We start from the raw sequence: 23,796 nt of genomic DNA, 5'->3' as shown, positions 1-23,796 counted from the left end.
TCTTTAAATAAAATATTACGGCAATAACTTTAACGGTGCTTCTTGCAATGCTGCAAGTTGCTCCTTCAGTGCTAAAATTTGTTGCTCCCAGTATTTGTCATCAGCAAACCATGTAAAGTTCCGCACAAAGGCAGGATCGCTCCATCGTTTAGCTACCCATCCCATATAATGGATAATACGCATCGCTCGCAGCGGTTCAATTAATTTGAGCTGAGAGTGATCAAAATCACAAAACTCTTCATACGCATTCACAAGGGTGTCTAACTGTAACAGTTGCGTCGCTCTATCGCCACTGAGCATCATCCATAAATCTTGGATTGCAGGACCTTGGCGGCTGTCATCTAAATCAACAAACATGAGCGCATCACCTGCCCACAAAATATTACCAACGTGGCAGTCACCATGTAAGCGAATACTTTGCACATCTTTATACTGTTTTTGCGCCTGCTCTATCACTAAATCTAAAATAGTATAAAAGGCAGTATTTATTCCCATAGGCACTAAGTTACTTTTTTGAAGATGAACTTTGGCTGTATGTAAATACTCCTCGCAGGTAACTGTTGGCCTATAAGTAAAAGGCTTTGTTTTAGCTACTTGATGCATACGGCCAATTAAACGCCCCATTACATCAAGCTGATCTAAGTTATCAACTTCAAATAAACGCCCGCCTACACTTGGAAACAACACAAACAAATAACCTTCGTGTTCAAACAAGCTTTGCCCATTATATAAAATAGGGGCAACAACAGGCACTTCCGCTTCTGCCAGTTCAAATGCAAAGTCATGCTCTTCTTGAATTTGCTCTTTACTCCAGCGCTCTGGGCGATAAAACTTCACTACGTAACGCAGGCCATCATCGGCTTTAAATTGGTACACCCTGTTTTCATAGCTATTGAGTGCCAACAAACCAGATTCGGCGTACACACCTACGCTTTCTATTGCATCGAGTATTAGGTCAGGTGTTAAGTCAATAAAACTAAATTTACTCATACTCTTCTTATATAAAATAAAAAGCGGGTAATATACCCGCTTTTGTTAATTGCTATATCAACTTACCTATTTAAGGTAGGTTGTGATTATCGCGCTTTAAAAAAGTTACTCGACTGCGATATTGTCTCATCCGGCTCATCTACCGGTGAAAGCACAAAGTTAAACTCAGTCATCGGCGCCTTCAAATCATAAGGGTCCATTACAAGCGACAATGGCACATTATGAGATTGCCCTGCCTGCACAGTAAATGACTGCTTACCAATATACTTAAAGTTATCTAACCCTTGTACTTTAATATTAAAGGTTTGCTCGTACTGCGCTTTATTAATTACCTTTAATGTATAGGTGTTCTCTACTAAACCATCAAAATCGACACGATATAATTGGTTTCGATCACGAATGATATCAAAGTCCATTGTTTTACGCAGCGCTATATTAGCTACAAGTGCTCCCGTAAGCACAACAAGTATGACCGTGTAACCAATGATTTTAGCTCGTAGTGGATTCGTTTTATTTTCTGGGGTTTCGAGGTTTCGCTCTGTCGTATATGAAATAAGTCCACGCGGGTATTCCATTTTATCCATTACGCCATCACACGCATCAATACATGCACCACAGTTAATACACTCAGCTTGCAGCCCATTTCTAATATCAATACCTGTTGGGCACACTTGAACACACAAGTTACAGTCTATACAGTCGCCTAGCTCTAAATCTTCATGATCTACTTTACGTGAACGAGGACCACGGCTTTCACCACGGCTTTCGTCGTACGTTACAGTGTATGTATCTTTATCAAACATAGCTGATTGAAAACGTGAGTAAGGGCAAATGTGTAAACACATAATTTCTCGCATCCAACCGGCATTACCATAGGTACACGCAGCAAAGAAAATAATACTGACTAGTGCATAACCACCCACGTTAAACGTTACAAAATCAGGAAGTAACTCTCTGATTGGCGTAAAGTAACCCACAAAAGAAATAGCGGTATATAACGAAAACAATACCCAACTAGTATGCTTTGCCGTTTTACGCCAAAACTTATCAAAATTCATGGGTCGTTGATCGAGTTTTTTACGCTGATTAGCTGTGCCTTCAAGCTTTTCTTCAAACCAAATAAAAATAAAGGTCCAAACAGTTTGCGGACATGTGTAGCCACACCACACCCGCCCATAGAAGGTGGTCACTAAAAACAGCGCAAATGCTGCCAGCATAAAAATAAACGCTAATATGGTAAAATCTTGAGGCCATAGCGTTAAACCAAAAATATTGTATTTTTGACCAATTAGATCAAACAGCACTGCTTGCTGGCCGTTAAAATTAATCCAAGGAAGTAACATAAACGCAAGTAGGCCTAAAAAGCCAATGCGCTGCCTAAGTAATTGATGTAGGCCTTTTACGGCACGCACATAAATACGATTTCGGGGATTGAACCTATCATCTTGACGGCTTAAATCCGGTTTTTGGATTTTCACCTCTACAGGGATATTCTTTACTTTAATTTGCTTGTCCATCGAAGTTCCTCAACGCCGCTTGGAAATAAAAATCCAGCAATACTCAAGTACTCTATACTTAAAGCTAGCAAGTTACTTGCTAGGCAGATTTACTTTAATAAATTGCCTTCTCGAATACTTTCAGATATTTCAGAAATATCTGACTGCTGTTAACCATTATAACAATGTTGGTTAAAATTACTGGCATAGATCGCTAATAATTTATTCATCCCAGTTACTTGCTTTTAAAATGCAGTTTATTACACTGCATGGTAATTCAACCCTACTTAGATCAAGGTTTACGTATCCATGAAAAAATTTATTATTTTGGTAGTTGTGATCCTTGCCTTTTTTACAATCGATCATCCGCTTATAAAAGAACCTCGCGAAAGGTTATTAGGTGAAGGCATTGGTTTTTTAAGTGATGCAAGTAAGGTTAACAGAAGCCCTGCTGCAAATATGGCTAAAAATAGAATCAGCACTCAACTTAAATTGTCTGAATCTGAGGGTGAGTACGTAGAAAAAACGTTTACAACAGATGACTCTGTTCAGTTATTTCACCTACGTTATTGTCGTGAACGTGACTTAAACCTTTATTTTTATGGCGATCGTTTAAATACGGTATGTAAAATAGTGACTGAAGCATTAGAGCAAAAGCGAGCAAAGTAGTGGATTTTTCAGGATTAAATAAAAAAGCAAGCGACTCATTTCATAAACAACGCAATATGCTCAAGCAATTAGCACAAGGCAAAACGTTAAAGTGTGAGAAGTGTAATGGGGTTTTAACACTTAATTTAGCCACCAGTGAACCTGGTAAAGGCGTAGTAAAGTGCAAACAAGGCTGTACGGATATTATATTAGAGCTAGGCACTTAGATTAAACTAAGTGCCTGGTATTAATAATTACTCTTCCCAACTCTCGTCGGTTATCAAACCGCTATTAATTGCGACCACTTCAATTAGTTCAGCAAACCCTAATGCAAAGTCACCCATTGATTCATATTGGTACTGACACAAGGCTTCTATAGTCATGTTATTTTGTTTGGCAATCTGAGCTATTGCTAGCTGATCTAGTGCAAAAAAGCTTAATGTACTTAACGCACTTTCTAATGCTTGTTTAAAGTCAGTGTCTAATTGCGGTGCATTTAACAAAGGCTCTGCGTAAGCTTTGGTTGCAACTAAGAAGCCTTTACTCCATGACTTACAAAATTCAGCATCAAATGTGTTAGGTAATTTGTATCCAGTTTCAAATACTTGCTCACTAATTTTATGATATAGCGCCATAAACAAGAAAAGTACTTCTTCATCTAAATCATTAGCTGTATTTGGTAATATCTGCTCAAGCCACTCATGCACATCTAATGGATTGGGCGAACAAATAACGCCAAATAAATAGCCTTGGCTTTGTTGAAGGGTCATTGCTTGAGATTGGGTATTTAAAAATGTGCTGAGCTGCTTTGCGTGCAGCTCAGTAAATTGGGGTATTTGCATTAAAACTCTTTATATTCAAACATTAAAAGTTGAGCGGGTAACGACCTTGGCTATCTGGTCGGCCTAAAAATTTAACCGCATCATGTACATCTTTAGGTAAGCTAGCATCTGGTTTTACATAACCTGCCACACTAAAGTCGAAATTAGCTTTAAGTGTAGCATCTGCCTCAAGGCCAAGCGTATTATCTGGGTCAATTAATATAGCAATATCGCCCGACTTACAGCTTAACTTACCAGCCAGAGGTCCAATATTAAACCACCCATTTAAGCCTTGCACGTCAATATTAGGGCTCGCTATTTCACCTTTTAGTGAATCACAATAAGGTGCACCTGAGCTGTATTCATCAAGTTCTAAAATTACACGCCCTTTAGCGGTTACAGGTAGGGGAAGCTGCACGCGCTGCATTGCACGCTCTACAGTGGAGCGTACTAGGCCGTCAGTCACTTTAACTTCTTGATTAAAAAGCCCATAACTTACATCAGCATAACCCGAGATATCACTACGCTCTCGTGCATTACCAAACTTCACATTCGCATTTAGCTTGCCTGTAAATAACTTCCAGCCAGCAATGTCCCAGCGCACATTATTTAACTGTTCACCATCAAAACGAACTTGCATCATTTGACCTTGCCAAACAGTGCCTACAGTTTGCCCTACTTCTAATTGCTTTGGAAAGTACGGTTTTGCTATATCTAGTGCAATATGTGCTGGTAATTTAATAATACAAAACACAATAAAACTAATTAAAAAGACAGCCGATAACGTTATTATTTTTTTCATTAATTAATTCTCTAATACTAAACGGCTTACACGCACATAGCCTGATTTATCATCGCGGCTCAAATCTAAGTTTTCAATTTTTAAGCCGTGCTGATTCACTAGCTCATCTAACCACTCTATTAACTGATTAAATTCTACAGAGTCGAGCGTCAAACGCAGCGAATCACTACTTGGCTGCATTTTACTAATACTTATTTGATGGCGCCCACGTGTAGAATTAACAATTTGGCTTAAGTTTGCATTGCTAGCAACACTGGTGTTACCCGCAGCCTTTAGTTTAACAATACTGTCATCAACCCAAGCTAATAGCTCTTGTTGTTTAATTTGAAATTGCTGTGCCTTTTCTATCGCATTATTTAATGGTCGAAATATTCCCATTACTAAAACAAAAATAATAAACACGCCACCAGCGACCATTACCAATTGTTGTTCTTGCTCTTTAAGCGAGCGCCATTGTTGCATTAACTGCTTTTTCATACTGCACCTCGCAGTTTAATTTCACCAACGACATAATCACCGTCGTTATTTAAAGACCCTTGCTCAACAGTTAAACCTTGTTTTTCAAGTATGATTTTTACTTTACCAAAGGTTTGGAAGTCTTTAGCACGTGCACGAATGCGCAGCTCATTGCGACGTTTGTCATAACGAAGTGTTTCAGGTGTAAATTCGCTGACTTGCGAAAATACATCAACCAAATTAGTCGTTAAGTCTAAAAAGCCCGACTCACTTGAGCCTTGCACTTTATCTAACGCGCCTTTAATTTGGCTTTTAATTAGATTGGGGCGAACTTTAGTTCCTGGAAATGCTTTTTGGTATCTGTCGACTACTTGAGCTTTAGCTACTTCTACTTGTGTATTAAGTTGGTGTAACTCAATAGCTTTTATTGTAATCGTAGAAACCAATGCAACACTTGCTATAATTGCGGCGCCTTTCCAGTAACCCCACCATAAAGCGCTTTGTTTTTTAAGCTGATACATACCTTGGCGTAAGTTAAAATTAACGCTATCTAACTGCTTTGCAAATAATGCTAGAGGTAAGTCGTACTCACTCGTTTGCGCTTGTAAGTTAACGCTTTCTGGAAACTGACTAGCTGGGCTAAAATGCTTAATATCAGGATTACCCATGGCTGTTAAGTAGCCATTTAACCAACTAGATTCAACCGCACCTATATGCCATTGCCCCTGCTTAAATAACCATTGGTTATTGAGCTCGATAGCGGTAACTGCGCCATCATCTGCAAGCGGTAACAACAAAGCATCGGGTAATATTCTGTATACTGATAGATTATGCTCTACAAATAATGCGAGCCATTGTTCAAACCATTCACGGTCTGTCATTGCTACACGAATTGCATGTTGCTCACCAAGCATTGTCGGCTGCGCTACTGCTATAAACAGTTCATCTACGTCACATGCTATATCTTCCTCCAGCATGTATGGCAATGCTTGCTCAAGCTTGCGATTCCATTTTGTTGGCAAAGCGACCGTTTTTAATTGCACTTGATCACTTGGTAACAACACAACAACTTCTCGGGTAAGTGCTTTTTCGCTTAGCTCACTTAAATGCTCTGCATTTGGTAACTCGCCACTGGCTATTATTTCTTGTTCTTGTGGTGAGTAAATTAACCAATTAAGCAATTCTTGCTCGGTTTGACCCGTGCGGATCAACAGTATTTCTGTCACTGTACGCCTCCAAATTTTCGCGCCAGTATCGTTACGTCACCGTCTTTAGCGTGCAGTAATGTGGTCATCGAAAAACGCAGGTCGACAAAATTTGCCTGCGTTTGTAATTTAAAATATTCGCTTTTAATACTAAATAAACTTTTGACTGAGTCGGTATTAGTACCGCCTTGTTGCTTCACCTGTTCAAAAAATTCATCAATGGTGTCAAAGCCAGTTTGCGGTCTTGCACCTACCACAGCCTCTGCACCAGATAAGCTCAAGCTTTCTATTAAGGCACTGAGTATAAGTGCTTGCTCTGGGATTAATGTATTTACGTTAATAGATAAAAGCGTACTGCCTGGTATTACACATACATATGGCAATACTTTTTCCATCACTAATGGGTTAAAGCCCTTAACCAAGCGTAATTCCGATGTTGATGCAAATAAACTATTGGCTGTCATATACGGAAAATCTCGTGATAAATACTCGTCTTCTTCTGCGCCTGAGCGATATGTAATACTGTCCTCGTCAAGCCAATCAAATACGCTATCTGCCATTGTCTCTTCTGATTCATCAGCAGGTAAATCTTCAATGTTTTCAAGTAATGCAAAGAGTGCTTTATGTGCAGGGTTTGTTTTACTTGCGCTATTTTCTTCTGGCGCTATGGCTAAAGCATTTAAATTTAAACATGCTTGTAAATCAGTAATTTTGCCACTTAACGTGCCGTTATCAACAGGGTATGAAGCATCACCTTGAGTTGCCCAAACTTGATCAAGTGTTGTTTTATCAGCATCATCTTTTTTACTTTGTATTAGCCCTTTAATAGCAAGCTCTTCTGCACCGTAGGCATACCATTTAGCTTGCTGGTGACCTTGCAAATTAGTACTTTTTTGCACTTGAACCATTAAATTAGCACTCATTTCTACTGCTAAAATAGCCGCTAATGCCACAATAAACAAAACAATAACAAGTGCTGCGCCGCGCGATGATTGCTGCTTAACCATTATTCACATCCGTACTTTGTGTAGCAACAACTTTGCCTTGCCCAGGAACTAAAAATACACGACGAATTGGCTCTGCTTCTATTTGTTTCAAAGTAACAGCAACCGCTTTAGGGAGAGCTTTAATTTCCCACTGTTCTTGCCATTCGTTTTTATCATCTAAAAACTCAAACTTAAGCTCTTCAACATTTTCTAGTACACGTTGAACTCGCGGTTCCATATTATCAAGCTGATCAACATAAACCCGATAAACACGCTCAAGGTTATCGTCTATCACTCTATAACCAACGGCTTGTAGTTCTGAACGTGGCAATAAATTAATTGGATTTATCCAGCCATCCCGTACAAACGCAATACCATCGTATTGGCTTTCTAAAACGTAACGACCAGCAAGTAAATATTGTTCTTGAACATCACCAGATTCGTTTCGTACTGCACGTTTGGTCATTTGGCTAAAATCTTGATCCATTAACCTAAATGTTGTTTGCAACCCATTTAACTCAGCAATTTTTTCATCGGAGGCATCTTTTGCTCTTGTTGTCGTCTCTAGTATTTGATGAGTAGCAATAATAACAAAAGCTAAAATACCCAGTGCTACCATAACTTCAAGTAATGTAAACCCGCGCTGCTTCACTTACTTTTTGCCTTTATTTAGATACGTTGATAACTCATATGCCGAATGCTCATATTTTTCATCCGTAAAAACATTTATGGTTAACTTAACAAAGCTTTTGTCAGCAGTGGCTGTTACTTCTTGCTGCCAAAACCATTCAACACCGCCCATTACTTCGCTGCCTTTAAGGTTATTTTTACCTTGCCATTGTTCGCCTTTAGTACGCTGTTCAATAATAACGTTTTCGGCGACCCAAGATGCATAGGTTTGCTCTTCAATAGTCGTTAAGTGGTGTATGTGCTCGCTTGTTGCTTGCATTGCAGCTATACCCGCCATGGCACAAATACTTAATGCCACTAATACCTCTAATAAGGTAAACCCTTTAGTGCGCTTCATTATTCTGGCTCTCGGCGAAAGTTTACTGGTGCAGCAAATTCACCTTCAATGTAATACACAGGCTCGCTTTGCTCTTTTAACTCTAATATAAGTTGAAACGCGCTTACCTCACCTGATGACAAAATAAGTACTTGTGGGATTTTCAACTTTTTAAGCTCAAGTAAGCTGTCTTCATCGCCGCCACTCATAAGTTCGCGCCAGTTAGATTGCTCTAAGAGATTATCTTGCGCCCACGCTAAATCTTCTAAGTTAAGAGTGAGCTTTAATCTTTCATCTAACTCTATTGGTTTAAAAAGATCTTCACGGTCAAAGGTAATCCACTTTTCACCATCGAAAACTAAATACTCTAACGTATTTTCTTCTACTAATAAGCCCAATTCAACTTGGTTTAAAATGGCAAATTCCGATGCCATGTTAATGGTGGTATGCAGCCTTAATGCTTGAGTATCTAACTCTTCCTCAGCACCGCCTTCTAAGCTATATACCACCATTTTTGTAGCAAAAGCGATGATCACTAATACCACTAAAATTTCTATTAAACTAAAGCCTCTGCTTTTTGCATGGCGCTGCTTAAGGCTTGCTTTCATAGCAAGCCTCTAGCATTAACATGTTCATACAAAGCAGTGTACTTAAGCATTATTGTTTTTCTTCGTCCCAGTTACCGATATCATCATCAGTACCTACTTCACCATCTGGGCCCATAGAAAAAATATCAAACTTGCCAATTTCACCTGGGCTAATTAGCTGATATAGATTACCCCATGGATCTTCTGGTAATTCATTAATAAAACCACCGTCAGGGAAACGTTTTGGAACCGGTTCAATGCTTGTTTGAGTAACTAGCGCTTCAAGACCTTGCTCTGTGCTTGGGTAGCTCTTATTTTTAAGCTTGTATAAGCTCATTGCATCTTCTAATTGCTGAATATCTAGATGCGCTTTATCGATAGCAGCCTCTTCTTGCTGACCCATAATGTTAGGTGCAACAATTGACATAATCATTCCGATGATAACCAGTACCACCATCACTTCTAGTAAAGAAAAACCTGATTGTTTATTCACGTAATTACCTCATTATTCTAAAAACATTAAGTAAAAATGGTTTAGCTAAAACCATTAATATATTTAAAAATTTATTCTAACTTAAAGTCCAACAGCTTTATTCATCGCCATTATTGGCTGCAATATTGCCATTACTATAAATAATACAATAACCGCCATTGAGGCGATCATCGCAGGCTCTAGTAGTTTAAGCGATACATTAACCATGCTCTCAAATTCGCGATCTTGGTTATTTGCAGCACGCTCTAACATTTGCTCTAGTTCACCTGATTTTTCACCACTTGCTATCATATGCAGCATCATTGGTGGAAACAACTTAGTTTGCTGAAGTGCAGCTCTTAAGCTTGCACCCTCGCTCACTCTATCGGATGCATCTGCAACCGCTTTTTTAATTTTTTCGTTAATTAATACACCGCCCGAGATACGCATCCCCTCGAGCAATGGTACCGAGCTTGACGATAAAATACTTAAAGTACGCGCAAAACGTGCGGTGTTAATACCACGAGCCACTTTACCTATACCTGGCATATGTAGTACTCGGTCATCCCACCAAAAACGTATTTTAGGCTGCTTAAGTGCATGCTTAATACCAATGGCTATAGCTGTAATAGCTATTAAACTAATAAACCAATAATTTTGCACAAAATGGCTGCCTGCCATAACCCATTCGGTTGTCCAAGGAAGTACTTGTTTTGTTTTTTCAAACGTTTTTAATATTTTTGGTACTACAGTACCAAGCAATACCGACACAATACCGATTGCAAATACCACTAAAATAATAGGGTAAACCATAGCCTGAGTTATTTGGCTACGCATATGTTGGCGCTGCTCGGTATAGTCGGCTAAACGATTAAGTACTTGGTCAAGGTGACCCGACTTTTCGCCTGCGGCTACCATTGCACGATATAAATCGTCAAAAACATGAGGAAACTCACTAAGGCCATCGGCAAGTGTGTAACCTTCAACCACTTTTGAGCGTACCGACATAAGCATACGCTTTAAACGCGGCTTTTCGCATTGCTCAGCAACCGCCATAACAGCGCCTTCAACAGGGAGTGCCGATTGAATAAGTGTTGCTAATTGCCTTGTAATTAGTGCTAAGTCTGAGGTTGAAATTGTCGGTTTAAAAAAGCCACCGAGTAAAGGGGCTTTTTCACCTTTGACTTGTTTATCACTTTGCGCCGCAGGGACAACTTCAAGCGGCGTAAGTTTTTGATCACGTAAAGTTTGGCGAATTTGTTTAGCTGTATCGGCTTCTAAAATGCCTTTTTTTTCTTTACCTCGGCCATCTAAGGCACGGTATTCAAACGCCGCCATAGTTAACCTTCCTCACGGGTAACACGCAATACTTCTTCAAGTGTTGTTTTACCTACAAGTACACGGCTACACCCATCTTGGCGAATACTTGGGCTGCGCTTACGAATGTATTTTTCTACGCTTTGCTCGCCTTTACCGTTGTGAATCATTTCGCGTATTGTTTCATCAACTACAAGTAACTCGTGAATACCCGTACGACCACGATAGCCATTAAAGTTACACTCTTCACACCCTACTGCTCGATAGATTGTCGGTTGGCTTTCAAAAGGAACCCCTAACAGCTGGCATTCATGCTCATCAGCCGTGTGACCTTCTTTGCAGGTATTACACAATGTACGTACTAGCCGTTGCGACAACACACCGAGTAACGACGATGAAAGTAAGAATGGTTCAACACCCATATCTTCCATACGTGTAATTGCACCCGATGCGGTATTAGTATGCAGAGTAGACATAACAAGGTGGCCGGTAAGTGACGCTTGAACACCAATTTGCGCAGTTTCAAGGTCGCGTATTTCACCCACCATTACTACATCAGGATCTTGGCGTAATATTGCACGTAAACCACGTGCAAATGTCATATCAACTTTTGCATTAACTTGTGTTTGCCCAATGCCTGGAATTTCGTACTCTATCGGATCTTCAACGGTAAGAATATTGCGATCGCGTGAGTTAATTTGGCTCATACCAGCATATAGAGTGGTACTTTTACCAGAGCCCGTTGGCCCTGTTACCAAAATAATACCGTGGGGTTTACTAATTAAATCTGAAAACAATGCACGATTATCTGCGGTCATACCTAAATCTTCTAGATCTAAACGCGCGTTGTTTTTATCAAGTAAACGCAGTACTACACGCTCACCGAAGCTCGATGGCATTGTAGACACACGCACATCAACTGCACGTCCGGCAATACGCAAACTAATACGACCATCTTGTGGAATGCGTTTTTCGGCTATATCAAGCTTAGCCATTACTTTAATACGAGACACAAGTAACGATGCAAGTTTACGATTAGGTTTAAGTACTTCTTTAAGCACGCCATCGACCCTAAAGCGAATAACAAGCTCTTGTTCGAAGGTTTCGATATGAATATCAGAAGCCCCTTCTTTAATCGCTTCACTTAGCATGGCGTTAATAAGCTTGATTATTGGCGCATCATCGTCACCAGCTAGTAAATCTTCAGTTTGCGGAAGTTCATCAGCAAGTGAGAATAAATCAACCTCGTTGCCAATATCTTCCATCATTTGTTGTGTTTCAGAGCTATCACGTTGGTATGACGCTTCAAGCAATAGCTCAAATTTATCATCAGCCAATTGCTCAAGTGTAAAACCATGGCCTGCGATACGGCGTACTTCTAATAGTACTTCCACATCTAGCTCACCACGGTAGTAAACTATACGGTGATCTTTGTTTTTGCCAAGCAACACACCTGCACGTCTTGCATAGGAAAACGGCAAACGCTTTGCTGGTAACTCAACTAACACATCACTCGTTAATAGCTCATCCTGATTATGCGTTTTAGGATGAACCACATCTTGGTTTATCTCTTGAATCGCATTAGTCATCTTTACGCTCTTGTGCATTTTGTTTACGCAGAGACTCTTCATACGTAGGGGGAAGTACTAATTCGTCATTCCACTCAGGTAAAATAGGCGTATCAGTCATTGGCATTAACTCAATACCGTCTTCTTTTTGTTTAAACTGCTCACCACGAATAAAGTTATATTTATTAAAGCTTAACTTATTCATGCTTACACCATCACGAATAATGGTTGGGCGAATAAACACAATAAGATTACGCTTACGGCGCGTTGTATTTGTTGATCTAAACAAGTGGCCTAAAATAGGGATATCGCCTAATAACGGCACCTTAGAAACACTTTCTTGTACGTCTTCGTCAATTAAACCACCAAGTACAACCATACCACCATCATCGGCCATTACCGTGGTTTTAATTGAACGCTTATTTACTGAAATATCAACCGCAGTTGCACCACTTACGCTCGATACTTCTTGCTCAATAGTAAGCTGTACTGCAGAGCCATCATTAATCTGAGGCGTAACAACCAATTTAATACCGACTTCTTGACGCTCAACTGTTTGAAATGGGTTTGCATTGTTACTGCCTGTTTGTGAGCCTGTAATAATAGGTACTTCTTGACCGACTAAAATAGAGGCTTCTTCGTTATCCATTGTAGTTATAGAGGGTGTAGCCAAAATGTTCGAATTTGTATCAGTAGCAACAGCCTGAATAATTGCGCCCCAATCATTTTTAACAACGCCCAGCGCTAAACCATTAATGCCACTAAGTAAGGAGGCTAATGGACCATAGTCACCTTCTGTTGTTTCCGTATACGGCGTTACCGTACCTGATTCAGTTCCTATTATATTTTTAGTAACGGTTACATCTTGTGCTTGCTCTGCAGCAACAGCTAATGACCCAACGGGAACCGTAGTGCCGTTGTTAAACTGCAACATACCGCCCTGCTCAGAAATCCACTGCAGGCCTAAGTTAACCCCGTCGCCTTCCATTACTTCAATAATAATCGCTTCAACCAGTACTTGGGCACGGCGAATATCAAGGCGTTCAATTACTGATTCTAATGATCGCATTGTGTCTGGCTGTGCGGTGATAATTAATGAGTTTGAGTCTGGGTGAGACTCTATACTGCTTTCATTATTGCTTCTGCTACGGGTCTTAGTAGTACCGCCTTGTGCATCTTCAACAAGTGACTTACTAACACCTTGCAATACTTTTACTAAATCTTCAGCTTTAGCATAATTTAGGTAAAACACCTTAGTATTACCTTGGCTTTCTAGCTCACCATCTAAGCGCTTAATAAGCTCAATAGCACGTGTACGTGCTTGGCCTTCACCACTTACAATAACGCTATTAGTTCGGCCATCAGCCACAACTTTTGGAATTAAAAATTCAGGCACACTGCCTTTACCGCTGTCTTTATAAATATTGTCTACTACAGAGACAACATCATCTGCCGTCGCATATTTAAGCTTAACAATGTCTACACGCTTGTCACCCGCCTGATCAACAGAGCGAATAATCTCAACTAAGCGATTAACCGATGCAGCATGACCTGTTAGCATCATTACGTTAGCCGCATTAAAGTTAGCAACGTGGCCACCATCTTTTTGATCGCTAAATTGACGAACTAGAGGACCAAGCTCCTGCACACTTACATTTTTAACACGTACAACACGCGTAATCATCATGTCGCCGCTAGCTTCACTACCTTCGTCAATAAGTGGCACATTTGATTTTTTAGCGTCTGAACTTTTTTCTACCTTAATTATGCCATTGTCCATTTCAACAGCTGAGTAGCCATAAACTTCCAATACATTTAAGAAGAACTGATAATAAAGTGCTTCGTCCATTAACTCATAGCTGCGAACATTTACCTTTCCGCGCACGTTAGGGTCAATAATGACTGTTTTATTAAGGTTTTTACCAACAATATTAATGAACTCGTTGATATCAGTCCCTTTAAAGTTAGCAGCATATTCAACAGCAGAAACAGACAAAGAAATACTTGCCGCCAAAAAAAGTGCTGCGTACTTAGCTAACCCTTTTTTAATTTTTTTGAGGTGTAGCACCTGAACCATCGTATTAAAACTCCAAAGCTAAATTATTGCAGACTAAATTGCACATCAATTTGTTCACCATCACGCTCTATAGTGATATTGGCATCTGTACTATTACGCAGCTCATTAATAGCTGACATAGCCTGTTTTAAATCTGTTAGTTGATAGCCATTTATAGAAATGGCTAAATCGTTATTTTTTAAACCCATTTGCTTAAACAGCTCAGGCTCTTTACCTGGACTTAAGCGATATCCAATTAGCTCACCATCATTCATGGCTTGTGAAACACGTATATAGTCAAATAGCTTGCCCGGCTCTTCGAGTAACTCTTCACGTGTTTCTATAATTGCTTCTTTAACGTCTGGATCTGCAGTGGCATCTATTTGTAGATCACTTGGTTCTAATTTTTGCGGACCCATTTCAGCATCATCACGCGCAGCGAGTACTGGCATAGACACCTTCTTACTGAAATCGAGTCCATCAAGCATTAATGTTTCAAAGCGTCCATTAACACTCAAAATAATACGATCCGGCAATATTTGTGCAACTTCAGCACGCGTACCCGATACTACTTCATCAACAAGATAGCTTACTTGCTTACCTTGTGATTCAATAATTGCGATACCTGCTTTGTCATCGTTATTAACCGCTACAATGCCGGTTAAATTGATACTTAAGCGCGTTTCTGGCGCATTATTTATTACCTGCGATTGCTTTGCAGTATTATTGTTGTTTGTTACAGTTTTTTTACCAAATAAAAATTGCTCAATAATATGCTGCGCTGAGTTGTTACTCGCACCAGATGACTGGTTAGCATAATGAGTAGGGGTAAGTAGAGTTACTGGTGGTTTTGGCCACAAAAGCCAAACAAGTTTTGATAATAAAAATGCAAGATAAACAACAACTAACAGTGTCACTAATGCACTTAACTTAGCATGCGGTAAACGAGTTAAAAATTGTTTTAGTTGTTGGATTTGCTGTTCCATAAATAGTGTTCTTATTTTAATTTACTGCGTTAGCGCGTACCCATAGTACCCTTTCATTTTTCTTTCAACAAGCACACTAATATTAAACTTTGTAAACAGATTAAATTAACTTTACATAACAGTACAAAAAGTAAACTGCCGTTGTAATACCTTCATCCTACGATGATTTCATGATAAATTTTAAGCTATAAAAACGTGGGGAAATGCCTTATGAGTAAAAAAAGTAATGCTAATACCAGCTCAGACCCTGTAGATGGGTTAAAAGTTCGATTAGATAAATGGTTATGGGCTGCGCGATTTTATAAAACTCGTGCAGTTGCACGCGAAATGGTGCAAGGCGGCAAAGTACATTATAATGGGCAACGTACAAAAGCGAGTAAAATAGTAGACGTTGGCGCAAAAGTAAAACTGGCTCAGGGCGTAGATGAAAAGCTGATAACTATACTCTCAGTGCTTGAAAAACGTCAAAGCGCCCCCATTGCACAGACCATGTATCAAGAATCTGATGCAAGTATTGCTAAACGCGAAGAGAACAGCATCGCACGCAAAAATAACAGCTTTTTTGCTCCTCATCCGGATAAAAAACCGGATAAAAAGCAAAGACGCGAACTTTTAAAAATGAAATCAAGTTAGGTATAGCCGCTCATGCAACAAGATTTACTTCACCGTTATTTATTCAACGAACTAGATGTTCGTGGCGAACTCGTACAAATCGAGAATGCTTATAATGAAATGATTGCCGACCATAATTACCCAGACCCTGTTAAAGCATTACTAGGTGAGTTACTTGTTGCAACCTGTTTATTAACCGCCACTTTAAAGTTTGAAGGTGAAATTGCAGTACAGCTTCAAGGTGATGGCCCAGTTAAATATGCAGTTATAAATGGTGATGATAAACAAAACATGCGTGGTATTGCACGCCTGCAAAGCGAAATTACGGGCACAACTGTAAAAGAGCTTATTGGTCAAGGCTATATGGTGATCACTATTACACCAAGTAAGGGTGAACGTTACCAAGGTATAGTTCCGCTAGAGCATGATACTCTGAGTGAATGTATCGAAAGTTACTTTGAGCAGTCAGAGCAATTAAAAACACGCCTTTGGTTTGCAACCGACACAACAGAAGGTAGCGCAAAAGCATGTGGTCTATTTTTACAAGTACTCCCAGTTGATAAACAAAAATCAATTGAAGACTTTGCACACCTAGAAGCATTAAGTAACACCATTAAAGATGAAGAACTATTACACCTTGATGCTAATACTGTCCTTACACGCCTTTATCACGAAGATAATCCTCGCGTATTTGAACCTCAAGCGATTAAATTCAAATGTGGTTGTAGTCGTGATAAGACAATTACTGCACTTGTTAATATTGGACAAGAAGAACTACTTAAAGACGTAGCTGAAAAAGGGTCTGTTAATATTAACTGTCATTACTGTTTAAAAGAGTATGTTTTTAACGAACAAGATATAAAAAGCATTTTCAACTAAATGTTCAGCTTCATCTATATATAGTAATTAAAGCCGCAAAATATGCGGTTTTATATTATAAAAAGATGATACCGGTGTCATCTTTTCTGCTAATTTCATGACACCGGTATCATTGAAATTATTCATGTTTTTTCTTAAATATATGTGTTTTTAGAGGCTTTACGGGCTCGAATATCTTAAAACCTTCTGTTACTATAATTTCAGTTTAAGGGCACTGATAACCCCAGAGCTATCCGTTCAAACTCTCACACATAGTTAGGTATAAACATGACTACAGGCGCTACACGTTTTGTCGATTTAACCGCAGCTGAACTTGTCGAGCATGCGATCCGCCGTGGCGAAGGTACTTTAGCCGCAAATGGTGCTTTTGTTGCAATTACAGGAAAACGAACTGGTCGTTCACCAAAAGATCGTTTTATTGTACAAGAAACAACAACTCAAAATGATATTCAATGGGGCAACGTTAATCGTCCATTTGATGCAGACAAATTTGACGCATTATGGGCTCGCGTAGAATCACATGTTCAAAGTAATGACCACTTCACCTCTCACCTAGAAGTTGGCGCAGACCCTGAGCATTATCTACCTGTAGTTGTAACTACAGAAACAGCGTGGCACCATATTTTTGCCAAAAACATGTTTATCGAACCGCAGAACTATAACGCTTCAAACTTACCACAATGGCAAGTAATGAACGTTCCTTCGTTTGTATGTGAGCCAGAACGTGATGGCACAAATAGCGATGGCACCGTCATTATTAACTTTGCGCAGCGTAAAGTATTACTAGCAGGTATGCGTTACGCCGGTGAAATGAAAAAATCGATGTTTTCTGTACAAAACTTCCTACTACCAGCAAAAGGTGTATTACCAATGCACTGTTCTGCTAATGTTGGTGAAGCAGGCGATACAGCATTATTCTTCGGTTTATCTGGTACGGGTAAAACAACACTTTCAGCAGATCCTACTCGCTTTTTAATTGGTGATGACGAACATGGTTGGGCACCTGGAAGCGTGTTTAATATTGAAGGCGGTTGTTATGCTAAATGTATCGACCTGTCACAAAAGAATGAACCTGTAATTTGGAATGCTATCCGCTTTGGCACTATTTTAGAAAATGTAGTGTTAGATGAAAAAGGCGTTCCAGATTTTAACGATACTAGCCTTACTCAAAATAGCCGTGCAGCATATCCACTTGAACACGTTGAAAAACGTAAAGTAGAAAACCGCGCAGGAGAACCTAAGGCTGTTGTATTTTTAACTTGTGATGTAAGCGGTGTATTACCACCCGTTTCTATACTTAGCGAAGAAGCTGCTGCTTTTCACTTTTTAAGTGGATACACAGCAAAAGTTGGTTCTACTGAGATTGGTTCAACTAGCGATATTGAATCAACATTTTCGACATGTTTTGGCGCACCATTCTTCCCACGCCCTGCTGGTGTTTACGCTGAGCTTCTTATGAAGCGTGTACGCGAGTTTGGCGCTAAAGTGTACCTTGTGAATACAGGTTGGACTGGCGGCCCTTACGGCACAGGTAAACGTTTTGATATCCCAACTACTCGTGCAGTAATTGATGCAATCGTATCTGGTAAATTAGCGGGTGTTGAAACTCAGCACATTGATGTTTTAAACCTAGATGTACCGGTAGCAGTTCCAGGTGTAGATACTAACTTACTTAACCCAATTAATACGTGGGAAGACAAAGCTAAGTACAATGAATATGCAGCAAAACTTGCCGCAGACTTCACTGAAAACTTTGCTAAGTATGACGTATCAGACGATATAAAAAATGCAGGACCTAAAGCTTAAATAAGCTTCAAGCTTGTACTTTAACGCCAGCCAAGAGCTGGCGTTTTACTTTCTAAATACCTAATTTAATAAGTGCGACAAAATGCCGCACAACTCATATCAAAAAACCATATAATATACCGCGTAATTAATCATTCTTTAATGCCCAATAAACCTGCATTACTCATTACGACTATTTAATTAATGACACTAAAGCTTTCATGGCGAAAAATATTCAGGCGGTTACATTTATACTTAGGGCTCTCGGTAGGTGTTTTACTTGCTATTATTAGCCTTTCTGGCTCCGTATTAGTTTATTACCCACAAATAGACTCACTGTTAAATCCAATTAATGACACTACCACTAATACAAAACCACCTAATTGTGATCAAGCATATAATACGCTAAGAGCCAATTTTCCTATAAAACTAGGGCCATAGCGATTAGAAAACACAGGTGTGAACTCAATTATACCCGCACGCTACTACAATCCCATAGAAACAAAAGAGCAAGGCTTTGCTCCCTTAATGGTATGGCTATCTAGCAGTAGTGATAAAGTAATACGTAAAAACTATTGGGGAAAATACTTAGTAACTTGGATGTACAACTTACATTTTTCATTACTAACAGGAGCAACGGGCACTCTCGTTGTTGGCTATATAGGCATAGCCTCAATAGTTCTTCTTATCTCTGGATTCTTTGCTTGGTTTCCAAAGCCTGGGCAGTGGATAAAGACACTAAAATTTAAATCTCGTAGCTCTAAAATAGGTTTGCTATACGACTGGCATAAACTAATTGGTTTAACCTTCTGCATACCGCTACTAGCTTTAACTGTTACAGGTGTTATGCTCGCTATTCCAAAACAAACAGATCCTATATTAATAGCCCTAGTTGACGATATAAACTCCCCACCAAAAACACAAATACAGCCTTGTAAACAATTCAATATTCCTTTATCGCAAGCAATACTAATAGCACAAAAAGCATTACCGAGTGCGCGTTTAGCTTGGATTGAAACACCCTCAAACTTAAATGCTATTTACAGATTTAGATTTCAAACTGTAGACGATCCTTCGTATCGCTTCCCACATAGCTATATAGAAGTTAATGCACTTACAGGAAAGTTAGAGAGCGTGTTTAATATAGATAAGCAAAGTACGGCTAGTAAAATAAAAAACTGGATACACCCTCTACATCACGGCAGCATTGGCGGTAACATTTTAAAAGTCATTTGGGTGCTGAGTGGCTTTGGACCTGCTGCATTGTTCTTTATTGGCGTATATAGGTGGTTAGTTAGAACCAAGAAAATATAAAAATAAAATAAACTTTACGCCAATCTCCCTAGTTAAATGATCTATTTGAGGACAAAAATTTCTTTATTTCGTTGTTCTCGCCAATTACTCCTAAGTTGCTCAACCTTCTGTATCCATGCAATCGTATATCAGAAATTTCTAACGCAATTAACGTCAAGTTCAATCCACCAAATTGATTAGGTATTATTGCCGATTAGTATAATTATCAGGTATGTGTATTTATTCTGCACGCGCTAAAACTACAGTTAGTTACAGATGTAATGCGGTAAATCACTTAGGTAAACTTAGCGCACAATAGTGCCACCCAATTAATTGCTTACTAGTGTCTGTAAATAAGGCTATATACCTAATGGGAATGTCTAATAGGCTACTGAATAGTTAAAGCAAGGCTCTTTACAATGTGAAGCCTGCGTAATGTCACGATACCCACAGCGGTGGAGAGTCACGTAGTAAATGCTAATTTATTGGCCGACTGAGATATTAAGGGATTTTGCTGTGATTTTAACGTCGGGAGTCGCTACGCTCGGCCGACCTACGTGATGTGTGTTGATGTGAGTGTGTGTTAATTGCGCGCATTTCACTTTTCTGCAGACGTAAAAAAGCCCGAATCGTTAGATCCGGGCTTTCTACAATTTGAAGCCTGGTAATGTCCTACTTTCACATAGCAAATGCTACACTATCATCGGCGCTGTTTCGTTTCACTACTGAGTTCGGCATGGAGTCAGGTGGGTCCAAAACGCTATTGTCACCAAGCAAATTTGGGCGTTAATCCGTATCGCTACGCACTAACTGAATTTGGAAAATATCTGATAATATTTTTTAAGTCTTTCTAAGTAATATCTACTTTAGTCATATTAACTTCTGTCTAAACTGTCGCATAAAACGCGTTTGGCGTTGTATGGTTAAGCCTCACGGGTAATTAGTACAAGTTAGCTTAATGGCTCACACCACTTCCACATCTTGCCTATCAACGTTGTAGTCTTCAACGGCCCTTCAGAGACTTTAAAAGTCTAGTGAGAACTCATCTCGAGGCCTGCTTCGCGCTTAGATGCTTTCAGCGCTTATCAGTTCCGAACGTAGCTACCGGGCAATGCCATTGGCATGACAACCCGAACACCAGCGGTTCGTTCACTCCGGTCCTCTCGTACTAGGAGCAACCCCTCTCAATTCTCAAACGCCCACGGCAGATAGGGACCGAACTGTCTCACGACGTTCTAAACCCAGCTCGCGTACCACTTTAAATGGCGAACAGCCATACCCTTGGGACCGACTTCAGCCCCAGGATGTGATGAGCCGACATCGAGGTGCCAAACACCGCCGTCGATATGAACTCTTGGGCGGTATCAGCCTGTTATCCCCGGAGTACCTTTTATCCGTTGAGCGATGGCCCTTCCATTCAGAACCACCGGATCACTATGACCTACTTTCGTACCTGCTCGACGTGTCTGTCTCGCAGTTAAGCTGGCTTCTACCATTACACTAACCGTACGATGTCCGACCGTACTTAGCCAACCTTCGTGCTCCTCCGTTACTCTTTAGGAGGAGACCGCCCCAGTCAAACTACCCACCAGGCACTGTCCGTAACCCCGATTCAGGGGCCAACGTTAGAACATCAAAACTACAAGGGTGGTATTTCAAGGTTGACTCCACAACAACTAGCGTCGCTGCTTCAAAGTCTCCCACCTATCCTACACATGTAGGTTCAATGTTCAGTGCCAAGCTGTAGTAAAGGTTCACGGGGTCTTTCCGTCTAGCCGCGGGTACACAGCATCTTCACTGCGATTTCAATTTCACTGAGTCTCGGGTGGAGACAGCGTGGCCATGGTTACACCATTCGTGCAGGTCGGAACTTACCCGACAAGGAATTTCGCTACCTTAGGACCGTTATAGTTACGGCCGCCGTTTACCGGGGCTTCGATCAAGAGCTTCTCCCTAAGGATAACCCCATCAATTAACCTTCCGGCACCGGGCAGGTGTCACACCGTATACGTCATCTTGCGATTTTGCACAGTGCTGTGTTTTTAATAAACAGTCCCAGCCACCTGGTCACTGCGGCTCCCGTCCGCTTAGAGAGCAAGTCTCATCACAGATAGGAGCGTACCTTCTCCCGAAGTTACGGTACGATTTTGCCTAGTTCCTTCACCCGAGTTCTCTCAAGCGCCTTAGTATTCTCTACCTGACCACCTGTGTCGGTTTGGGGTACGATTCCATATAATCTGAAGCTTAGAGGCTTTTCCTGGAAGTATGGCATCAGCAACTTCATCACCGTAGTGACTCGTCTCGTGTCTCAGGTTTAGTGTTTGTCCGGATTTACCTAAACAAACGCCCTACTCACTTTCACATAGACTACCAACGCTATGCTTGCTTAGCCTGCTCCGTCCCCCCATCGCAATTATATCGAGTACAGAAATATTAATCTGTTTCCCATCGACTACGCCTTTCGGCCTCGCCTTAGGGGTCGACTTACCCTACCCTGATTAACATGGGATAGGAACCCTTGGTCTTCCGGCGTGGGAGTTTTTCACTCCCATTATCGTTACTCATGTCAGCATTCGCACTTCTGATACCTCCAGCATACCTCCCGGTACACCTTCAACGGCTTACAGAACGCTCCCCTACCACTCAGAATAAATTCTGAATCCGCAGCTTCGGTGCATAGTTTAGCCCCGTTACATCTTCCGCGCAGACCGACTCGACCAGTGAGCTATTACGCTTTCTTTAAAGGATGGCTGCTTCTAAGCCAACCTCCTGGCTGTCTGGGCCTTTCCACATCGTTTCCCACTTAACTATGACTTTGGGACCTTAGCTGGCGGTCTGGGTTGTTTCCCTCTTCACGACGGACGTTAGCACCCGCCGTGTGTCTCCCGGATATTACTTTACGGTATTCGGAGTTTGCAAAGGGTTGGTAAGTCGGGATGACCCCCTAGCCTTAACAGTGCTCTACCCCCGTAAGTATTCGTCCGAGGCTCTACCTAAATAGATTTCGGGGAGAACCAGCTATCTCCCGGTTTGATTAGCCTTTCACTCCTAGCCACAGGTCATCCCCTAACTTTTCAACGTTAGTGGGTTCGGTCCTCCAGTTGATGTTACTCAACCTTCAACCTGCCCATGGCTAGATCACCGGGTTTCGGGTCTATACCTTGCAACTATTCGCCCAGTTAAGACTCGGTTTCCCTACGGCTACCCTATTCGGTTAACCTCGCTACAAAATATAAGTCGCTGACCCATTATACAAAAGGTACGCAGTCACCCAACAAGTGGGCTCCTACTGCTTGTACGTACACGGTTTCAGGTTCTATTTCACTCCCCTCACAGGGGTTCTTTTCGCCTTTCCCTCACGGTACTGGTTCACTATCGGTCAGTTGGGAGTATTTAGCCTTAGATGATGGTCCACCTATATTCAGTCAAAGTTTCACGTGCTCCGACCTACTCGATTTCACTTAAAATGTCTTTTCATGTACGGGACTATCACCCTGTATCGTGGCGCTTTCCAGCAGCCTTCCATTAACACATAATAAGCTTAAGGGCTGTTCCGATTTCGCTCGCCGCTACTTTCGGAATCTCGGTTGATTTCTTTTCCTACGGGTACTTAGATGTTTCAGTTCTCCGCGTTCGCCTCGTTAACCTATGTATTCAGTTAACGATACCTGCAAGCAGGTGGGTTTCCCCATTCGGAAATCTTAGTCTCAAGCGCTTTTTACTAGCTTGACTAAGCTTATCGCAAGTTAATACGTCCTTCATCGCCTCCAACTGCCAAGGCATCCACCGTGTACGCTTAGTCACTTAACCATACAACCCAAACGGGTCTTT

At 40.7% G+C, this 23,796-nt stretch carries 20 protein-coding genes, 2 rRNA genes and 1 pseudogene; 6 read left to right on the top strand and 17 right to left on the bottom strand.

From position 1 onward, the window contains the following. Positions 1–15: 15 nt before the first annotated feature. Together L659_RS0117990 and ccoG are read right to left on the bottom strand one after the other, a co-directional pair. The gene (locus tag L659_RS0117990) at positions 16–990 is read right to left on the bottom strand and encodes a serine/threonine protein kinase (protein WP_024591441.1); all 975 of its coding nucleotides are present in this window, start codon (positions 988–990) and stop codon (positions 16–18) included. A gap of 86 nt (positions 991–1,076) precedes the next feature. Further along, positions 1,077–2,507 carry a cytochrome c oxidase accessory protein CcoG gene (gene ccoG, locus L659_RS0117985; RefSeq protein ID WP_024591440.1) on the bottom strand — a complete coding sequence of 477 codons (1,431 nt, stop codon included), beginning with the start codon at positions 2,505–2,507 and terminating at the stop codon, positions 1,077–1,079. Positions 2,508–2,795: 288 nt separating this feature from the next. On the opposite strand from ccoG, the gene L659_RS0117980 reads away from it, so the two are divergent. Further along, positions 2,796–3,155 (top strand): hypothetical protein, encoded by a 360-nt coding sequence (locus tag L659_RS0117980; RefSeq protein ID WP_007586569.1) that lies wholly within the window; start codon positions 2,796–2,798, stop codon positions 3,153–3,155. Then, on the top strand, positions 3,155–3,361 hold the full coding sequence (locus L659_RS0117975) for a hypothetical protein (protein WP_007586570.1): 207 nt from the start codon (positions 3,155–3,157) through the stop codon (positions 3,359–3,361). Before L659_RS0117980 ends, L659_RS0117975 begins: the two co-directional genes overlap by 1 nt. Positions 3,362–3,388: 27 nt before the next feature. On the opposite strand, the gene L659_RS0117970 is transcribed toward L659_RS0117975, so the two are convergent. The 13 genes from L659_RS0117970 to gspC all read right to left on the bottom strand — a co-directional run bounded on the left by L659_RS0117970 (position 3,389) and on the right by gspC (position 15,396). Then, positions 3,389–3,976 (bottom strand): UPF0149 family protein, encoded by a 588-nt coding sequence (locus L659_RS0117970; RefSeq protein WP_007586574.1) that lies wholly within the window; start codon positions 3,974–3,976, stop codon positions 3,389–3,391. Between the two features lie 22 nt (positions 3,977–3,998). Next, positions 3,999–4,757 (bottom strand): type II secretion system protein N, encoded by a 759-nt coding sequence (locus L659_RS0117965; protein WP_007586576.1) that lies wholly within the window; start codon positions 4,755–4,757, stop codon positions 3,999–4,001. A gap of 3 nt (positions 4,758–4,760) precedes the next feature. Then, a complete protein-coding gene (gspM, locus tag L659_RS0117960) occupies positions 4,761–5,234 on the bottom strand; it encodes a type II secretion system protein GspM (RefSeq protein WP_024591439.1) in 474 nt (157 codons plus the stop codon). Beyond that, positions 5,231–6,439, bottom strand: a complete 1,209-nt coding sequence (gene gspL, locus L659_RS0117955; RefSeq protein WP_024591438.1) for a type II secretion system protein GspL — start codon at positions 6,437–6,439, stop codon at positions 5,231–5,233. The genes gspM and gspL overlap by 4 nt, the downstream gene beginning before the upstream one ends. After that, the gene (gspK, locus tag L659_RS0117950; protein ID WP_024591437.1) at positions 6,436–7,425 is read right to left on the bottom strand and encodes a type II secretion system minor pseudopilin GspK; all 990 of its coding nucleotides are present in this window, start codon (positions 7,423–7,425) and stop codon (positions 6,436–6,438) included. Before gspK ends, gspL begins: the two co-directional genes overlap by 4 nt. Further along, positions 7,418–8,056 carry a type II secretion system minor pseudopilin GspJ gene (gene gspJ, locus L659_RS0117945; RefSeq protein WP_024591436.1) on the bottom strand — a complete coding sequence of 213 codons (639 nt, stop codon included), beginning with the start codon at positions 8,054–8,056 and terminating at the stop codon, positions 7,418–7,420. Before gspJ ends, gspK begins: the two co-directional genes overlap by 8 nt. Beyond that, complete coding sequence (gspI, locus tag L659_RS0117940; RefSeq protein ID WP_002962039.1) at positions 8,057–8,431, bottom strand: type II secretion system minor pseudopilin GspI; 375 nt, start codon at positions 8,429–8,431, stop codon at positions 8,057–8,059. Continuing rightward, positions 8,431–9,018: a pilus assembly FimT family protein gene (locus tag L659_RS0117935; protein ID WP_010555414.1), complete on the bottom strand. Its 588-nt coding sequence runs from the start codon at positions 9,016–9,018 to the stop codon at positions 8,431–8,433. Before L659_RS0117935 ends, gspI begins: the two co-directional genes overlap by 1 nt. Before the next feature lie 49 nt (positions 9,019–9,067). Beyond that, positions 9,068–9,490, bottom strand: a complete 423-nt coding sequence (gene gspG, locus L659_RS0117930; protein ID WP_007586585.1) for a type II secretion system major pseudopilin GspG — start codon at positions 9,488–9,490, stop codon at positions 9,068–9,070. Positions 9,491–9,571: 81 nt separating this feature from the next. Next, positions 9,572–10,807, bottom strand: a complete 1,236-nt coding sequence (gspF, locus tag L659_RS0117925; RefSeq protein ID WP_002962033.1) for a type II secretion system inner membrane protein GspF — start codon at positions 10,805–10,807, stop codon at positions 9,572–9,574. Positions 10,808–10,809: 2 nt separating this feature from the next. Beyond that, on the bottom strand, positions 10,810–12,375 hold the full coding sequence (gene gspE, locus L659_RS0117920; protein WP_024591435.1) for a type II secretion system ATPase GspE: 1,566 nt from the start codon (positions 12,373–12,375) through the stop codon (positions 10,810–10,812). Further along, a complete protein-coding gene (gene gspD, locus L659_RS0117915; RefSeq protein ID WP_024591434.1) occupies positions 12,368–14,431 on the bottom strand; it encodes a type II secretion system secretin GspD in 2,064 nt (687 codons plus the stop codon). The genes gspE and gspD overlap by 8 nt, the downstream gene beginning before the upstream one ends. A 23-nt stretch (positions 14,432–14,454) precedes the next feature. Continuing rightward, positions 14,455–15,396 carry a type II secretion system protein GspC gene (gene gspC, locus L659_RS0117910; RefSeq protein ID WP_024591433.1) on the bottom strand — a complete coding sequence of 314 codons (942 nt, stop codon included), beginning with the start codon at positions 15,394–15,396 and terminating at the stop codon, positions 14,455–14,457. A gap of 210 nt (positions 15,397–15,606) precedes the next feature. Here gspC and hslR point away from each other — a divergent pair, with 210 nt between their 5' ends. The 4 genes and pseudogenes from hslR to L659_RS01000000123075 all read left to right on the top strand — a co-directional run bounded on the left by hslR (position 15,607) and on the right by L659_RS01000000123075 (position 19,986). Further along, the gene (hslR, locus tag L659_RS0117905) at positions 15,607–16,029 is read left to right on the top strand and encodes a ribosome-associated heat shock protein Hsp15 (RefSeq protein ID WP_007586590.1); all 423 of its coding nucleotides are present in this window, start codon (positions 15,607–15,609) and stop codon (positions 16,027–16,029) included. A gap of 12 nt (positions 16,030–16,041) precedes the next feature. Then, a complete protein-coding gene (gene hslO, locus L659_RS0117900; protein ID WP_007586592.1) occupies positions 16,042–16,887 on the top strand; it encodes an Hsp33 family molecular chaperone HslO in 846 nt (281 codons plus the stop codon). 267 nt (positions 16,888–17,154) lie between these two features. Continuing rightward, positions 17,155–18,693: a phosphoenolpyruvate carboxykinase gene (locus L659_RS0117895; RefSeq protein WP_024591432.1), complete on the top strand. Its 1,539-nt coding sequence runs from the start codon at positions 17,155–17,157 to the stop codon at positions 18,691–18,693. A 183-nt stretch (positions 18,694–18,876) separates the two neighbouring features. After that, positions 18,877–19,986: pseudogene (locus tag L659_RS01000000123075) on the top strand (PepSY-associated TM helix domain-containing protein). 638 nt (positions 19,987–20,624) lie between these two features. On the opposite strand, the gene rrf reads toward L659_RS01000000123075, so the two are convergent. After that, a 5S ribosomal RNA gene (rrf, locus tag L659_RS0117885) occupies positions 20,625–20,739 on the bottom strand. Positions 20,740–20,884: 145 nt separating this feature from the next. Then, positions 20,885–23,775, bottom strand: a 23S ribosomal RNA gene (locus L659_RS0117880). Between the last annotated feature and the right edge of the window lie 21 nt (positions 23,776–23,796).

The organism is Pseudoalteromonas sp. S8-8, assembly GCF_000497875.1.
Classification (GTDB): Bacteria; Pseudomonadota; Gammaproteobacteria; order Enterobacterales; family Alteromonadaceae; genus Pseudoalteromonas; species Pseudoalteromonas arctica.
Note: the sequence above shows the minus strand (reverse complement) of the source record. Positions and strands in the feature narration are given on the sequence as shown.

What these genes read in the sequence shown, in the direction of transcription:
- gspE (WP_024591435.1), bottom strand. Translation starts at nt 12,375, where the DNA reads ATGACTAATGCGATTCAAGAGATAAACCAAGATGTGGTTCATCCTAAA.
- gspM (WP_024591439.1), bottom strand. Translation starts at nt 5,234, where the DNA reads ATGAAAAAGCAGTTAATGCAACAATGGCGCTCGCTTAAAGAGCAAGAA.
- L659_RS0117980 (WP_007586569.1), top strand. Translation starts at nt 2,796, where the DNA reads ATGAAAAAATTTATTATTTTGGTAGTTGTGATCCTTGCCTTTTTTACA.
- L659_RS0117970 (WP_007586574.1), bottom strand. Translation starts at nt 3,976, where the DNA reads ATGCAAATACCCCAATTTACTGAGCTGCACGCAAAGCAGCTCAGCACA.
- gspI (WP_002962039.1), bottom strand. Translation starts at nt 8,431, where the DNA reads ATGAAGCGCACTAAAGGGTTTACCTTATTAGAGGTATTAGTGGCATTA.
- L659_RS0117935 (WP_010555414.1), bottom strand. Translation starts at nt 9,018, where the DNA reads ATGAAAGCAAGCCTTAAGCAGCGCCATGCAAAAAGCAGAGGCTTTAGT.
- gspD (WP_024591434.1), bottom strand. Translation starts at nt 14,431, where the DNA reads ATGGTTCAGGTGCTACACCTCAAAAAAATTAAAAAAGGGTTAGCTAAG.
- L659_RS0117965 (WP_007586576.1), bottom strand. Translation starts at nt 4,757, where the DNA reads ATGAAAAAAATAATAACGTTATCGGCTGTCTTTTTAATTAGTTTTATT.
- L659_RS0117895 (WP_024591432.1), top strand. Translation starts at nt 17,155, where the DNA reads ATGACTACAGGCGCTACACGTTTTGTCGATTTAACCGCAGCTGAACTT.
- L659_RS0117990 (WP_024591441.1), bottom strand. Translation starts at nt 990, where the DNA reads ATGAGTAAATTTAGTTTTATTGACTTAACACCTGACCTAATACTCGAT.
- ccoG (WP_024591440.1), bottom strand. Translation starts at nt 2,507, where the DNA reads ATGGACAAGCAAATTAAAGTAAAGAATATCCCTGTAGAGGTGAAAATC.
- gspF (WP_002962033.1), bottom strand. Translation starts at nt 10,807, where the DNA reads ATGGCGGCGTTTGAATACCGTGCCTTAGATGGCCGAGGTAAAGAAAAA.
- gspC (WP_024591433.1), bottom strand. Translation starts at nt 15,396, where the DNA reads ATGGAACAGCAAATCCAACAACTAAAACAATTTTTAACTCGTTTACCG.
- hslO (WP_007586592.1), top strand. Translation starts at nt 16,042, where the DNA reads ATGCAACAAGATTTACTTCACCGTTATTTATTCAACGAACTAGATGTT.
- gspK (WP_024591437.1), bottom strand. Translation starts at nt 7,425, where the DNA reads ATGGTTAAGCAGCAATCATCGCGCGGCGCAGCACTTGTTATTGTTTTG.
- hslR (WP_007586590.1), top strand. Translation starts at nt 15,607, where the DNA reads ATGAGTAAAAAAAGTAATGCTAATACCAGCTCAGACCCTGTAGATGGG.